This window comes from Aestuariibacter sp. GS-14, from assembly GCF_006494365.1.
Taxonomy (GTDB): Bacteria; Pseudomonadota; Gammaproteobacteria; order Enterobacterales; family Alteromonadaceae; genus Alteromonas; species Alteromonas mangrovi.
In genome coordinates this window covers 16,527-32,584 of the sequence record NZ_VHIP01000011.1, presented here as the reverse complement: position 1 = coordinate 32,584, position 16,058 = coordinate 16,527, and the positions used below count along the sequence as shown (strand labels likewise).

Genomic DNA, 16,058 nt, shown 5'->3' with positions numbered 1-16,058 from the left:
AACTATTTACCTCGCTCCGCGCTCCAATTGCGTTTTTGCGCCGACTTGGTGTGCGAGAAGTATTGGGTCTGTACGATTTCTTTGAATGCATTAAACTGTGCTTTCAAATCCTGACATAACTCGATGAGCGCCAGCCGTTTACCGTCGGTTGCCTCAGACAATTCATTTTGATGCAATTTGTGACACGTGATTTTGATATTGAGCAATGCTTTTTCGATTGGCTCAACAAAACCCGCGCGGGTTTTAATTGGCAAGCGACCGCACAAGCTATGTAATTGTTCAATTTGATACGCCAGCGAGCGCGGATATTCGGTGTCCAGTAATATGAGCTCCAGCCCTGTATTAACACTCTGATACATGCGGTAACGACGACGGTGCGTGATTGAACTCACCTGCACAATTAGCAGGGCTTCCAGCACGCTTTGTTGCTCCGCCTCTGGCAATTCTTTTTGCAACAGGGTTTCCAGCATGGCGATCAATTGAATGGCGCGCTCAACACGACGACCAATTTCCAGCATAAATGACCCGTTGCTGTTGGACATGGTGTCTACAATCGAGCCGTTAAACGCCATTAGCAATCCCATTATGCGGTCTAAACTGGACTGCAATAAGTGGGTGGCCGATGAAGGATGGGTCTTTTCCAGCTTGCGTAATTCAGTATCCAAATTCTCTACGATACGCAATGAATCGTAAGACAGTAGCTCGCGTACCTGAGTTGAACTGCCAATGATACTGCTCAGGGTAGTGCATAAACTGCCCGCCATGGTCTGGTCATACAGCACCCGGTGGGATAACTGCTTATAACTATTCTCAGACGGCTCAATGTGTAATGTATCAATGCTGGTGTAAGGGTAAATAATGGCGTGTTTTTCCAACCCATCACGCATCATCAGCAACGAGTCTAAATGACGTACATCCGGATACATCGACAACTCAGTAAAGCGGTCGATGAACAGACGCACCAAACGGCAAACGCTCTCTGCTCTTTCCAACGCACTCCCAAGCCAAAACAGACTCTCTGCCGTGCGGCTGGGAATGAGACCTTCAACCAACGCCATGTCACCCGCTACGCGCATGGTTTTCGGGAGTCTTGGCAGATCGCTGGGGAGGCCGGTAGGACTCTGGATCCAGGTATCCTTTATAGTTACTTTGCCCATACTGTGATCGCTGGACAAGGTAGTACACAAGGCAGAGGGCAAAATGTGCACGCCTTGTTCTGTCACTAACGCATAACAGCGCAACATGACCTTTTTCGCCACTAGCTGTTTGCGTTGCCAGAATGGCGCCTGACTAAGCGGTACTTTACGCCAAAAGTAATAGTCGGAACTGCCACTTTGCAGCAGTGAAGCAATATCGGCCCGATCGATTTCTCCATCCAATTTAACCAACGGGTCTACATAGCTGCGCAATTCGCAGCCTGCCCACTGGCTTGGATCAAGTTGTGCAGGTGAGAGCGTTTCCGGTTCCTGCAGAATCAATTCTTCACCAAAATACTGGCGCGCGATATTCGCATAGTTATTTTTTACAGCCGGGATTTGCAGAATACTGTTGCCAAATGGATTGATCAGTTGCACTGAACCCACTCGCACAGCCTGCAGCAGACCGGGAATACCGTGTTCAGAAAAATCAGACTGCTCCAGTGAATCCAGATAGCGGTCTTCAATCCAGCGAATAATGACATCTACCTTGTGCAGGCCATCCAGGGATTTTAGCCATACAGTGCCGTTACGCACGGTTAAGTCTGCGCTGCGCACCAGGGTGTAACCCAGATAAGTAGCCAGATAGGCTAATTCCGAATAGTAAGGATCTTCAGGACCTTTGCTTAGCAGTACAACGCGTGGATCGCGTAAATGCTTGGTGTATTCATTAACGGTTTGCTGGAATTCCTGAAAAAAGCCAGCAATGCGTTGAACGCCGCACTCGGCAAATTCTTCGCTCATTACCCGCCGGGCAACGATACGGTTTTCTAACAACAGGCCCAGTCCGCGGGGGAATTGGCAGTGGTCATTTAACAGGAATAAATTGCCTTGTTCGTCACGTCCAATATCCATGCCGAGCAAGCACAAACCGCGGTTTTTTATGCTCAGATTAAAGGATTCGCGCAGGTATTGCGGATGGCGCATTAAATATGAGGGCGATATAAACCCACCGCTTATCAGTTCTTTTGGGCCTTGCAAATCATTGAGTACAAATTGCAGCAGCCGAACGCGCTGCATAATGCCGTCATTTAATTTCTGCCATTCTATTTGGGTTAGCAAAAAGGGTAAGGGATCCAACTGAAAACGTCGGCTTTCGCCGGCTTCAATAAAGCCGCCGTTGCGCAGCAAGCGCCTGATTTCCTGCGCTCGCTGACTAATGTCTTCGCCGTTCAGTTTACTCAGATGCTCAAACAAGGCTGTCATGGATGAGGGCACTGTGCCGCTGGATGGGCCATCCACTAAAAAACTGGATAGCCATGCGGGTAAACTCGGTGTGTTGGGTTTGTTTATTTCGGTCATAGGTTCACAACATTAGGTGGCCTTGCGTCGCAAATCTAACGTATTGGGGTAATCCGCATTGATTGGCTCTTCCGCAGGAAGAACGAAATCGGATAGTCCATCGTGTTCCGTGATGCGATGCGAGGTGCTGGCAGCTGACCAAACCGGCATAGCTGCATCTACTTTTGCAGGAGTATGACCGTGATCCCAGAATCGTGCAATACGACGCCCTTCGGCTTCGAATGAATTGACCGGGAAGGTGGAGAAGTTTCGACCACCAGGGTGACTAATGTGATAGGTAAAGCCACCAATTGACCGTCCGGCCCAGGTGTCGTACACATCAAATACTAATGGCGCATGCACACCTATAGTGGGGTGTAAGGCTGATGGCGGCTGCCATGCACGGAACCGAATGCCTGCCACTGCTTCGCCTCTAACTCCAGTGTGACGCAATGGCACGCGACGCCCGTTACAGGTAATGACATAGCGGGTTTCGGGCATGTTTGTAACGCGCAGTTGCACCCGTTCCAGCGATGAATCAACAAATCGGGACGTTCCGCCACCATTGGCTTCTTCACCCAATACATGCCAGGGCTCTATGGCATTGCGCAGTTCCAGATGAATATCGCCGACATCGCGACGTCCGCAGGTAGGGAAGCGGAATTCAAAGAAAGGTGCGAACCAATCTAACTTAACCGGATAACCGCTTCTTTGCAGGTCGAAGCAAACCTGACGAATATCTTCTTTTACATGGTGCGGTAACAGGAATTTGTCATGCAACTCTGTGCCCCAGCGCACCAACGGACGATGATAAGGCTCCCGCCAGAACCACGCCAGCAGCGTGCGTAACAGCAACATTTGCATCAGGCTCATTCGGGCATGAGGAGGCATTTCAAAGCCACGGAATTCTACCAGACCTAAGCGACCTGTTGCGGAATCCGGATTGTACAATTTATCAATACAGAATTCGGCGCGATGGGTGTTACCGGTCAGGTCAGTCAGCAGGTGGCGCAGTAAACGGTCAACCAACCAGGGCTGTGGTACTTCACCATAGGGCATTTGTGAAAAGGCGATTTCCAGTTCGTAAAGCACTTCATCCCGCGCTTCATCAACCCGTGGTGCCTGGCTGGTGGGTCCGATAAACAAACTGGAGAACAGATACGACAAGCCAGGATGATGCTGCCAGTAGGTAATGAAGCTGCGCAGAATGTCCGGACGACGCAGGAATGGGCTTTGCGGTGGCGTGGGGCCACCCATGGTAACGTGGTTGCCTCCGCCGGTACCCGTATGGCGGCCGTCTAACATGAATTTTTCAGTGCCCAAACGCGACTCGCGAGCCAGTCCGTACAGGCGGGTAGTGTTTTCAACCAACGCAGGCCAACTGGTAGCCGGATGCACGTTTACCTCGATCACACCCGGATCAGGCGTCACCGCAAATTTTTCAACGCGACTATCGTAGGGTGGCGTATAGCCTTCAAGTACCACAGGGATCTGGCATTTTTCTGCAGTGGCTTCGATGGCACTGAGTAACTGCATATAGTGTTCAAAATGCGAAAGTGGCGGCATGAAAATGTGTAACTGATCATCACGGACCTCTATACACATAGCGGTTTTAATCATGTTGCTGCCCACATAACCCTTTTGTGTAGGGGTATCGGTAGCGAAGGTTGCGGGAATATCGCAGGGGTCTCTATCGGGTAATGCACCTGGCGCGCCTAAACTGGCTAAAGGCAGGCGATAACCCATCGGGGAGTCACCTGGCAGCAGGAAACACGCCGCGCGTCTGAATTGCCATACACAGGACTGCCACCCATTGAAGGCGAAATCCCACTGAATCGGCAATATAAAGCCAACTGGCTTATCCAGTCCTTTTTCTAATTTCTTTAAGAAACCTTTACGGGTCATGGCGTGAAGCAATTCAGGCACTTTGGCATCCGGATCAACCGGTAAATTGCCTTCCTGCCACAAGTGATAAAGCACATCTTCATACGCGGTACTCAGCGCATCCGGCGAAAGGCCGAGTTGAGTGGTTAGAGTTTTGGCAAACAGTTCGCCTTGTTCCAACGTGGTGGAGCCCACTTTAGTTAAATCTGCCAGCAATGCCTGATTGTGCCACATGGGGGTTGAGTCTTTGCGCCAGTAGCAGGCATATTGCCAGCGCGGCAGTGGCTCACCGGGATACCATTTTCCCTGCCCATAATGGCGGAATCCGCCCGCCGTGTAAGCATTCTGCATCTTTATAAATAACTGGTGTGCTAACTGACGTTTGTCTTCGCCATCGGCCTCGGTGTTCCACTGCGGGCTTTCCATATCGTCTATCGAAATAAACGTCGGCTCGCCGCCCATAGTTAAATCGATACCCAATTCATCCAACTCTTGATCGACTTGTAAGCCAAGCTGGTTGATTTGTGCCCATTCAGCATCTGAGTAAGGCTTGGTTACCCGCGGTGTTTCATGAATGCGTTTTACTTTGTTATAAAAATCAAACGTGCTTTCGCACTTGTCTACGGCACCGGTTACCGGTGCGGCAGATGAAGGTTCTGGGGTACAAGCCAAAGGAATATGGCCCTCACCGGCAAACAAGCCTGAAGTGGGGTCAAGCCCAATCCATCCAGCACCCGGAATATAGACCTCGCACCAGGCGTGCAGATCAGTGAAATCCTCTTCCGGGCCACTTGGGCCGTCGAGTGACTTTTCATCGGACTTGAGTTGGATAAGGTAACCGGAGACAAACCGGGCCGCCAACCCTAAATGGCGGAAAAGCTGTACCAGCAACCAGGCAGAATCGCGGCAAGAACCCGATTTTAAGCTGAGTGTTTCATCGACCGACTGAACGCCCGGCTCCAAGCGAATACCATACGCCACCATATCAAAAATGGCCCGGTTGACGTCTACCAAAAAGTTCACCGCGGCAATCGGCTCTTTGGGACGCACTTTATCAATTAACTGTTGGAATTGTTCTGACGCCGGTTCCGCTTCGAGATAGGGTAATAAGTCTGCTTTGAGTCTTTTTTCGTAGTCGAAAGGGATTTTTTCGGCGTAGCTTTCGAGGAAAAAGTCGAACGGATTAATCACCGTCATTTGCGCGACTAAATCAACAGTGAACCAAAATTTCGTTGTTTTCTCTGGGAAAACCACACGGGCCAGATAGTTGCCAAACGGATCCTGCTGCCAATTAATGAAGTGGTTTTCCGGAAAAATTTTTAGCGAGTAACTTTGGATAGGTGTTCGGCTGTGCGGTGCGGGGCGCAACCTGAACACGTGTGGACTCATATTAATGGCTTTGTCGTAGTGATATTCCGTGTGGTGCGTAATGCCAACCGTTATGGTCATAGTTATTCGTCCTGCTTATCCCGACTGAGAAAATGAATTGTCATATTAATTCCATCGTAACGATGAATGCAGACGACCTCTAGTTATTTATGTGTTGGTCATCACATTCGCGTCTTGCACTAAAATGGTGAGCTTTAGTGTTTCCAATGTGCAAGTTGGTGCAACTTTCCACAACAACAGACAAGTAAGTCGCGACCCGGCTACTTCGTCACTGACATAAAGCAAGTAACAGGCCAGTAAAAGCGGCTGCCGTACCAGAAAGAACAGGCGGGATTAAAGGGATAAGCCAAGCGTACTTATATTAAATAACGCCCTTTGAAACCGGGTGAATTAAAAACTGATAAGAAGGCCAGTGTTTCCTGGTGTTGCCTTGATGCACACTGTTTTCTACGGATGATGGATTCAGGAAGCAACACAGATGAATAGGCGTTGGCTAAGCGGGATGGCACTAATGGAACTCCTGATCGTGATGGGCTTAGGGAGCGGCGTTTTACTGGCATTAACCAGTATGGTGGCTGGCTCTATGGTGCTAAACAGCCGGTTACTCAACAGCGCTCGCCTGCACGAGGAGTTGGGTAATGTATTTGCGTTAATTCAGGCTGACATTCGCCGTGCCGGATACAACGGGGATAGCCTGTATTTAATGCAAAACGGGCCGGCTAACGGGGTGTTTAGTCAGCATCTGGTGTTCGATGCCTACAGCGGAGAGCGAGCTAATTCCTGTGTTACCTTTCGTTACGATGTGAATGGTAACGGTGCACTCGATACGCTGTTGCCAAATGAACAGTTTGGCTACCGGATGCAAAATAACACTGTGGAAATTCGTAAAGCCGGTGCCAGTTGCAAAGCAAAAGGTTGGGAGGATGTTACCGACAGCGATGTGGTGAAGGTAACCGCGCTGGAATTTCAGCCAGTCACTCAGTTTCTCAACGGCGTGCCAGTTACCCATGTCGCCATTACCTTGTCGGGTTACTTAAAAGCCAATCCAGCGCTATCGCAAACCTATCACACTACAGTATTGGTGAAGAACCATGTGGGCTAACAAGCAATCAGGCTTTTCCTGTCGTGGTATGGCCTTATTTAGCAGTACACTGCTGCTACTTATCCTGGCGACGCTGGTAACTGGTTATGTTGCCAAAGTTAAATCGCTGGAAAATCAGATTGTAAATAACGAGCAGAACAGAAAACAGGCGTTGAACGCTGCCAGTACCGGCTTATATCAGGCCCTTGCTACTTTACAGGTTGCGCCAGACTGGGTATCGGATGGTTCTGCTCAAACGCTTACATCTGGAAGCCAATTTGCAATGCTAACAACCGATATTCCAAGCATACCGGGTACATCTTCTTATCGCGGCGTCGCGGTGATGTCGGTTGGCACAAGTACCGACGGACTTACTCAGGCAAACGTATCGGCAGATGCAATTATTTACCCCTTATTGGCTCGTGTTCCACCGGTACCCGTTATGATTGGCGGAGGGGCATCTGCATTATCTCAGGCCAGTGCAACCGGGAGTTCACTGACTATCGGGTCCAATATCAATGGTGCAGGGCAGGGAATGCCGTTATCGGTTTGGACATCGGCAACATTGTCGTCTTCACAGAGCAGCATAACGAGCTGTCTGCCCGCCAATTTTTCAGCCGCTGGTTGCAACGGCAATCTATTAAGCAGCGGGGGCAATAAGGGCACAGATATACTCGACGCCGACAATCTCTTTCCTGCCGACCTGTGGCAGTATGCATTTAATTTGACTACACCTCAGGCGCTTGTGCTGGAGCAAGAGGCAAGTATTAGCGATGTTGATTGTTCAGGACTGTCCAGTCAGTCAACCGGAATGATCTGGATAACCGGTAATTGTGTGATTGCGCCCGGTATAACGGTGGGGAGTGTTAATGAACCCGTATTACTTGTTGTGGTTAACGGCAATCTGTCGCTACAAGCCAGTGCAAGCATTTACGGCATGGTGTTTTGGGCTTCCTCACCAACGGGAACAGGTGCCTATCAGCTAATTATGGGGAGTGGCGCCACCATTGAGGGGGCTTTGTTATCTAATCAGCAGATTGACACTGCCAGCACCGATTTAAGGGTTGTGTACGAACCCGCCGCTTTACGCAACCTACAGCAGCCGCCTTTTACCCGCGTTGCTATGGTGCCGGGTAGCTGGCGGGATTTTTAAGGACACACAATGCGGGGCTTTTCTTTTATTGAATTGTTAATTGCTACTGCCTTGGTTGCACTCTGTGGTACGGGCATGATAACGCTGCAAGCGCACTTAGGGAAAATGGATGAAGAGCGGGTGATGCGTACGCATGCCTGGTACCTGGCACAGGTGAAGCTGGATGATTTGTCGCAGTTTCAGTGGCTGAGTTCAACAGGAAATCCCGCTGATGATTTTATTAGCATTGCAACCAATACAGGCGGCGCACTGCCGCCAGGCCCGTTTAGTCATCCACTATCAAGTACGGTATCTATTGGGTTTCAGCGCAACTGGCAAGCCCAGGACCGCTATTTTGTGGATACCACTGGCGACGGCATAACTGATACCTGGGTGAAAGCAAGTCAGCTTTCACCCGGCCATAGTGCACATCAGTTGCCTGTGCAAGCTAAGCAGGTAATTGTTACTATTAGCTGGACAGACCGCGATGGTTCGTTGAGGCAGGTTGAAGCCGAAGGGTTGGTTGCACCATTACTCGCCGTCAGGGCAGCGGCTGCACTCACGCCTTATAATACACCGATTCCAGTCCCGTTTTCTGGCAATGCTTTACCGGGTAATTGAACATTCGCAGATTGCTCGGCTTTTAGATACAACGCGAAAAAAGGAAGAGCAATGCAATTATTGGATCATGTATCTATTTCAGTACGTAACCTGGCAAGCTGCGTTGATTTTTATAATGCTGTAATGCAGGCATTGGGCTGTGAAAAAGTGTATCAGACTGCAACATCTTTGGGGTATGGTGAACCGCGTAACGCGTACGGTGTAACGCGTACGGTGTAAGGCGGGCGAGGAAGGGCATACCTGCCTTGCCGTATACGAATCAACTAATGCCAACACGGATGATGCCAGACACTGGTGCTTTAAGGCGTTATCACGAGAAGCGGTGACATAATTTTATGCACGTGGTATCGAACATGGTGGGCAATGCAATGGTGCCCCCGGGATTCGGCCACACTACTCCGAACACTAACACGAACACTATTTTGGCGCGTTTTTGTTTGACCCATCAGGCAATCGGGTAGAGGCCGTATATCATGGCAAGCCTGTTGGCCAGCACGGCGGTTAGTTATTCAATAATTTGAATTACATTCAATGCTGTTAGCTATTCACCGATAACAAAACAGCAATTAACAGCTCTTAAAAGGTGAAAATGGGGGCGTGGTAGTGCATATCCGTACCCGGCCAATGTTACTTAAAATTACCTTTAGTGTGTGCTCGCCATTGGTAAATTGCAAGCTGCCGGCAAAACCTGTTGCCATCCCTCGTGGCGGTAAAAAGCGGCTTTGAGGCGGGTTGCCAAATGATACACTGGCAATATTTACGCTGGGGTATTCAGCATAATCAAGCACCTGTTGTTGTTGGTTCACTAAACAGCTATTGGCAATATTGCACTGACAGCCCGGCTGTTCGCTTAGCCCCAGGCAGGCCGCGCCGGTTGCATGAATATCGACGTATATAGCGGCGTTATCGCGAATACTCTCACTACGCGCCTGTTGCAGGAAAAAATAGCTCGTTTGCGCCGCGCCAATCAACTGTTGGCGCTTCTGCATGGCCGTGTAACTGCTTATCCCCTTGGTGAGTAAAATGGATATTACCAACAGGCAAATAAGCAGCTCAATTACAGATCGTCCCCGGTGATTTGTTTGCATGAGCAGTCCTTTATGTGCGTTATGACTCAACCATAGCGCATTCCTTCCGATAATAATGCTGGGCTCAGGTGCAGTTGGCCGGTGGAGCTGGAACAGTTATTCAAACTCATACGAAATCGCCGCCACAGCTACCCTAATCTCATGCAATTCTCTGCGAATTTATCTACTATGCTAGAACGTAATAGTGGATGTTGTTAGGTACAACACGGAATCCAGGGATATCTGGCAATGTGTTAACACCCGCAACCAGCAACCACTCTGATCAAAACAGGTATTGGAAATGATAAGACAACGTCCTACAACCCAAACCGGCGTCGGTATGATGGAGATTTTAGTCAGTCTCTTTGTGCTGTCTGTTGGGCTGTTAGGTGTCGCCTCTTTGCAGTTTACCGGTACCTTTAACAACGTGCAGTCGGTCAGCCGCAGTCAGGGTGAGCTGGTGGCGCGTTACGTAGCGGAGCAACTTGTTGCCGTGGCAGAACCCTCCAGCACCGATGATGGCTGGGAAATTGACGATGCCTTTTTCAATGCCAACGTGTACAACTTTCAAAACGTGTCCTGTAATGCCAGTAGCAATAATTACCAGTGTCTTTGTTTAACCCTACCCGCAGGTATTCCCAATTGCCGTGGGGCGCAGTGTTCCGTAAATGATCTTGCTACCTTTACCGGTTGGGAAGCGAGCTGCCAGGCTGTCCGGAGTAACCCCAATATGTGGCTGAGTGTTACCTGCAGCGATCGGGATGCAGGCGATGCTAAATTGTGTACTTCTGGTTCTCTGGTCAGTATCGCGGTTAGCTGGCCGGTAAAATCCAGCACCGGTAATAGTGTGCAGGCCGATTCGCGATGTGCAATAACCGGCAGTACTAACCGGGCTTGCGTAATTAAGGAGATCACCCTGTGAAAACGCAGTCCGGCTTCTCACTGGTTGAGTTAATGATTTCCATGCTGTTAGGGCTGGTGTTAACGGTGGGCGTTATTCAGGTTCTGGTAAGTACTCGGGCTACTAATACGTTGAATCAGGCGATTGCCGAGGTGCAGGAGTCTGGCCGCTATATTTCGATGCGCTTGCAGGAAGAGTTGATGGAAGCGGGACGCTACGACACCACGGTAGCCAGTGTCGACAATTCGGTAGATTTACTGCTGGAAGCCAGCTTTGTAAAAAGCCAGCCTGTAGCATTACCTGGCGATTACAATGCGCAGGGCAGTGTAGGCAGTGCCGAAGGAAGTACCACCAGCAGTGATGAAGTGGTGGTGAATTTACTGGCTGGCGAAGATTGTACCGGCAATACATTCGGGTTAGTGGCACCACAGGAAATGCATGTGGTGAATCGCTATTTTATCGACGGCGACCAATTAAAGTGTATTGGCTACAGTGGCCGGTACTTACGAGGGTTGGTGGGCAATACAACGCCCAGCAGTGAAGTGGTCATTTTAGACAATGTTGCCAGCTTTCAGGTGGAGTACGGGTTGTCTGATGATGTAAACAATAACAACAGTCAGGTAGTGCAGTTTGTTGATGCCAGTCAGCTGGCAGCAGCAAGGCTGGCGAATCAGCAAGTGGTTAGTATTCGTATTGAACTGTTATTGAAAAGCGATCCTACCAATATTCAAAATACGGCAACCAACCAGGTCAGGTTGCTATCCGAAGCCCCGTTAACCCTTGATGTAAAACATTATTACCAGGTTTTTGCGGTGTCTGTTGCGCTGCGAAACAGCCTGAATTATGTGGGGAGTGCTGCGTTATGAAGTCTCAGCAAGGTGTAGTGCTGGTAATTGCACTGGTGTTTTTATTGTGCGTTACCTTGTTAGGGATAGCGGCAGTAAGCAGTAGTGTTAGTCAAACAAAAATGGCCAGTTCTGTGCAGGCTCAGGGCCTGGCATTTGACGCGGCAGAAGCCGCTATAGCGGGAGTGATATTTGAGTCTGAAGACGACACTATTTTAACCGACGACAACATTGACGATCCGCTTACTGCCGCGCGACAAGGGACCCAGTTTGACCCGGCTAATGCCAATCTTGCCTGTGACAACAGTGCAGACTGGACAAACCGCCAGTTAACCGCAAGTGGTTTGTCGAAAGGGCAGCAGCACACCGCAACCGGGCAGTTTCACACTCAGCCCAATGTGGATAGCTGGTCGCGCACGGCGTTTGTGGTAGAGCGGCCATGCCGGGGATCCAGCAACGTTATTGGCAGCGGTGGATTGCGCTGTCACGTATTTGTAATTCGGGGATGTGGTCAAATTGAAGGAAAACGGGTAACCAAAGCGAATACGCTTACCGTTGCAGTGTTTGGTCCTTCAACGGAGGCTCAATAATGAAATTTCGCAGTGTAAGCTGGCTTTGCAGCTTTTCTCTTATCACCTTTTTGAATGTTGCGGTTGCAGACGACCTGGACATTTTTATTGGTACGTCGAGCAGCGCGCAAACCTATAACCCCAACGTACTATTTATTATGGATACGTCGGGAAGTATGACGTCTATGGACGGGGGCACAGAGTCGCGCATGCTGCGGGTACAAAATGCGCTGAAAACCGCGCTAGCCGAGGCCACCAATATCAACGCTGGGCTGATGCGATTTTCAGATTACGGTGGTCCTATTCTGTATCCGGTTACCAATATTAATCAAACCATCGATGTACAAATGAGTACCTCTACTCAAAGTTCTCAAAACGATGGTTATGAGATGAGTTCAAGTGTTAATACCACTTCAAACGATATCGTGATCAGTTATTCAACCACCCCGGTAACATCTGCTTTTCGTTTTGAATCACTGAATATCCCACAGGGATCGGTCATCACCTCTGCGTATTTAAAATTTACCTCTGCGTCATACAATATCGCAGACACTTCTATTACCATTGCGGGTGAAAGCGTGGGTAATTCGTCGGCACTCACAACCACCTCTGGATCGATTTCGTCGAAAACTCAAACCACTGCAACAGTGGATTGGAGCACGGGTAACGAATTCCCGTCTGCAGGAAGTGACGTTAGTACCCCGGATATCACGCCGGTAATTCAGGAAATTGTTGATTTATCAACCTGGTGTGGTGGTAACGCTCTCACTATTATATTGAATGCTCAGGGCAACAGTACGGCAAGTTCGCGCAAAGCAGTGGGATACGACGATGGTACTGGCAATGCGCCACAACTCATTATTGAATACGATCAAACTACCGCAACCGGTTGTATTGCCGATAGTTCGCAATACCAGGTTACCGATCAGTACGACAACGTAGAAGAAAATACTCAGGGTAATGAATCTACCGGTAAGGAACTGACCTTTCGCAGTGATGCGAACAACTATATTGGATTAAGATTTGAAGCGCTGAATATTCCCCAGGGCGCTACAATTTCCTCGGCTTATCTCGAGTTCACGGCATATGATTCCGACTATGACAGCGGAGCATCTATGTTGATTCAGGGGATTGATGCTGACGATGTGAGTAATTTCCGATCTCACAGTAAACACTATTTGCGAAATGTCGCAAAAACGGCTGGTGTTACCTGGTCTATGCCTGATTTCCGGCGCAATCGTGATTACCAAACCGTCGACGTCAGTAGTATTTTAAATGCCATCGTTGCCCGTGGCGGCTGGCAGGCAGGTAATGCAGTTGGTTTTGTGTTGAGTAACTTTACCAGTGTTCGTGGCGCCTATTCTTACACCGGAAAGCCATCCCAGGCACCGCGCTTATACATTGAATTTAGCGGGAATGCTCAGGCGGGTAGCTCATTAACCATCAGAGACCTGTTGATAAGTAAAGTAGATGACTTGTCTGCCAGTGGTTATACGCCGATAGTGGATACCTTGTATGAAGCGTCTTTGTATTATGGCGGATTAAACGTGGATTACGGGTTGGCGCGTGGTCAGTCGGATACATCGTCCACCGTACGACGTAACACCCGTGTGAGTCATCGTGATTCCTACAGTGGAGCTGACTCGGTTCTCCCTTATGGCTGTACTGCGGATAATCTCAGTGACAGCAGCTGTACCGGGGAATACATTCCCTCTCCTGCAACATACATCAGTCCAATTAAGGATCTCCAGTGTCAAACCAATAACCACATTGTGTTATTGTCAGACGGTGAAGCGAACAGCAACCACAGTGCATCTAAAATTCAAAATTTGCTGAGTACATCGTGTCAGTCTGCCAGTTCAGGTGAACTGTGCGGATTGGATTTGGTGTCGAATATTAGTAAATCGGCCAGTTCGGTGATTAATTCAAAGGTAATTACTCACACCATTGGATTCGCAGCGAACAATACGGCAAATAACTTCTTGTATAAGTTGGCACTCAATAGCGGTGGCGGTTTTTATACTGCCAGTAACAGCACCGATCTACTGGCTGCCTTTCAAACTATTCTGCGCTCGGTAAAAGATGTCAACGCCACCTTCGTATCACCTGGGGTAGCGGTAAACCAGCTCAACCGCTTAACCCATCAGGATGAGTTATATTACGCGTTATTTAAACCTGCCGAAGGCACCTTGTGGCCCGGGAACCTCAAGAAATACCGTATTTCCGGCGATCAGGTTTTCGACCAAAACGGCTTAGTGGCGGTAGATGAAAATACCGGCTTCTTTGCCGACAGTTCACACAGCTATTGGTCGCCTACGCTTGACGGCGCGGATGTACGCGAAGGCGGCGCGGCGTCACTGCTGTATGGCAGTCGGAATATTTACTTCTTTGATGGCCCGGGTGCCATTATCCAGAGTGGTAATCAGATCCATGAAAACAACTCAGCAATTTCAACTGCCGACATGGATACCGATACCGAAAGCAATCCCAGTGGGTTGCGTACTCAATTACTGCAATGGAGCAGGGGGATAGACTTACGCGATTTTGATGGCGATGGCGATTTAACCGAAGCGCGTTTGCAAATGGGCGATCCCATTCATTCGCAGCCCGTAATTGTGAACTACGGTACTAACGACTCGGTTATTTACATTGCCACCAACCACGGTTATCTGCATGCGTTTGACGCAGACACCGGCTACGAATATTTCGCCGTTGCGCCAAAAGAGATGCTGGCCAATGCCAAAGACTTTTATCAGGACGCATCCAGCTATCAGCATATCTATGGGCTGGACGGACACATGGTGCTGCGTGAATTCAATAATAAAAAATACCTTTATGTAGGTATGCGTCGCGGCGGCAGAAATTACTATGTATTTGATATTACTTCTAAAACATCACCAAGCCTGGTTTTTACCATTGAGGGCGGCAGTAGCGGACTGGAAAATCTAGGGCAAACCTGGTCTCGCCCGATTATTACCAAAATGAATATGGGCGGCACCGTATACAACGTCATGGTAGTGGGCGGCGGCTATGATGTCGGACAGGATACCCACCCAACCAGAACGCCGGATGTGGTTGGCAATGCCGTAATGATATTTAATGCTGATACTGGCGCGCTATTGTGGGAGGCGTCTAACGGCAGCGCAGACTTAAATTTGTCGGATATGACCTATTCAATACCGGGTCATGTTGCGGCAATTGATCGCGATAACGACGGACTGGCCGATCACCTGTATGCAACCGACATGGGCGGGCAGGTATTCCGCTTTGACGTATATAACGGTAAGTCCGGCAGCGATTTTATAAAAGGGCAGCGTATTGCGGATTTGGCGGGTAGTGCAAACGGCGATAACCGTCACTTCTATTACGGGGTTGACGTATCCGAAGTCACCTTGGGCAGTCAGAATTTTTACGCTGTGGTAATCGGCAGCGGCTGGCGAGCCAACCCCTTGGATCAGGTAGTGAATGATCGCTTTTATATGATCAAGGATACCGGGGTGTTTACGCTGGACTCTGGCGGCGAGTTTACCTTCCCCAGCACCATTACCGAAAACGATTTGTTTGATGCCACCAGCCATGCGTTAACGTCCAGCGATGACGCTACCCGCAGTGTTGCAATCAGCGAATATGCGTCGAAACAGGGCTGGTACCTTCAATTGCAAACGTCTGGCGAAAAAGTGTTGTCGTCCCCGGTTATTGTTAATTACAAGGTGTTCTTTACTACCTATGTACCGGCAGCCAGCAGCACAAGCTCGTGTGCTCCGCCAGCCGGTAACAGCCGTGCGTACCTGGTTAACCTGCTCGATGGCAACGCCGCAGGTGATTTAAATGCCGACGGCGATCTGACTAATGACGACCGTTTTATAACGCTAACGCAAACCGGTATTGCACCGGACACTAAAATATTGATTGAAGATGCGTCTAACCCCACAATATGTTTGGGTACAGAGTGTGTATCGGCCGTAGTGTCTGTAGACGACCAAGGCAACGAAGAAGCCTGTACGTCGGCATTTGAGTGTTTGAGTCAGAACATATTCGGTCGCTACCAGCGGGTTATGCGTGGCAGCTGGTCGACAGAAGTGGAGCAATAAT

Annotated in this window: 11 protein-coding genes; 8 read left to right on the top strand and 3 right to left on the bottom strand. The window is 49.3% G+C overall.

Features of this window, described 5'->3' with window-relative positions:
- Nucleotides 1–2 precede the first annotated feature (2 nt).
- Together FJ444_RS15385 and FJ444_RS15380 are read right to left on the bottom strand one after the other, a co-directional pair.
- The gene (locus FJ444_RS15385) at nt 3–2,498 is read right to left on the bottom strand and encodes a circularly permuted type 2 ATP-grasp protein (protein ID WP_140959700.1); all 2,496 of its coding nucleotides are present in this window, start codon (nt 2,496–2,498) and stop codon (nt 3–5) included.
- Between the two features lie 12 nt (nt 2,499–2,510).
- Complete coding sequence (locus FJ444_RS15380; RefSeq protein ID WP_140959698.1) at nt 2,511–5,810, bottom strand: DUF2126 domain-containing protein; 3,300 nt, start codon at nt 5,808–5,810, stop codon at nt 2,511–2,513.
- A 451-nt stretch (nt 5,811–6,261) separates the two neighbouring features.
- On the opposite strand from FJ444_RS15380, the gene FJ444_RS15375 reads away from it, so the two are divergent.
- From FJ444_RS15375 to FJ444_RS21500, 4 genes are read left to right on the top strand one after another with little or no spacing between them, the layout of a single operon-like run.
- Nucleotides 6,262–6,852, top strand: a complete 591-nt coding sequence (locus FJ444_RS15375; RefSeq protein ID WP_140959696.1) for a hypothetical protein — start codon at nt 6,262–6,264, stop codon at nt 6,850–6,852.
- Entirely contained in the window at nt 6,842–7,984 is a 1,143-nt protein-coding gene (locus tag FJ444_RS15370) for a hypothetical protein (RefSeq protein WP_140959694.1), read from the top strand. The genes FJ444_RS15375 and FJ444_RS15370 overlap by 11 nt, the downstream gene beginning before the upstream one ends.
- 9 nt (nt 7,985–7,993) lie before the next feature.
- Entirely contained in the window at nt 7,994–8,584 is a 591-nt protein-coding gene (locus FJ444_RS15365; RefSeq protein WP_140959692.1) for a prepilin-type N-terminal cleavage/methylation domain-containing protein, read from the top strand.
- Between the two features lie 51 nt (nt 8,585–8,635).
- Entirely contained in the window at nt 8,636–8,803 is a 168-nt protein-coding gene (locus FJ444_RS21500) for a hypothetical protein (protein ID WP_219993906.1), read from the top strand.
- Nucleotides 8,804–9,150: 347 nt separating this feature from the next.
- Here the strand turns inward: FJ444_RS21500 and FJ444_RS15355 are convergent, their stop codons facing one another.
- A complete protein-coding gene (locus FJ444_RS15355) occupies nt 9,151–9,672 on the bottom strand; it encodes a GspH/FimT family pseudopilin (protein ID WP_140959690.1) in 522 nt (173 codons plus the stop codon).
- 280 nt (nt 9,673–9,952) lie between these two features.
- Between FJ444_RS15355 and FJ444_RS15350 the strand changes: the two genes are divergently transcribed.
- The 4 genes from FJ444_RS15350 to FJ444_RS15335 are packed head-to-tail and all read left to right on the top strand — an operon-like array spanning nt 9,953 to nt 16,057.
- Nucleotides 9,953–10,573, top strand: coding sequence for a pilus assembly protein PilV (locus tag FJ444_RS15350; RefSeq protein ID WP_140959688.1), 621 nt, complete (start codon nt 9,953–9,955; stop codon nt 10,571–10,573).
- A complete protein-coding gene (locus tag FJ444_RS15345; RefSeq protein WP_140959686.1) occupies nt 10,570–11,418 on the top strand; it encodes a PilW family protein in 849 nt (282 codons plus the stop codon). Before FJ444_RS15350 ends, FJ444_RS15345 begins: the two co-directional genes overlap by 4 nt.
- Nucleotides 11,415–11,987, top strand: a complete 573-nt coding sequence (locus FJ444_RS15340) for a PilX N-terminal domain-containing pilus assembly protein (protein ID WP_140959684.1) — start codon at nt 11,415–11,417, stop codon at nt 11,985–11,987. The genes FJ444_RS15345 and FJ444_RS15340 overlap by 4 nt, the downstream gene beginning before the upstream one ends.
- Complete coding sequence (locus tag FJ444_RS15335) at nt 11,987–16,057, top strand: PilC/PilY family type IV pilus protein (protein ID WP_140959682.1); 4,071 nt, start codon at nt 11,987–11,989, stop codon at nt 16,055–16,057. Before FJ444_RS15340 ends, FJ444_RS15335 begins: the two co-directional genes overlap by 1 nt.
- Nucleotide 16,058 lies beyond the last annotated feature (1 nt).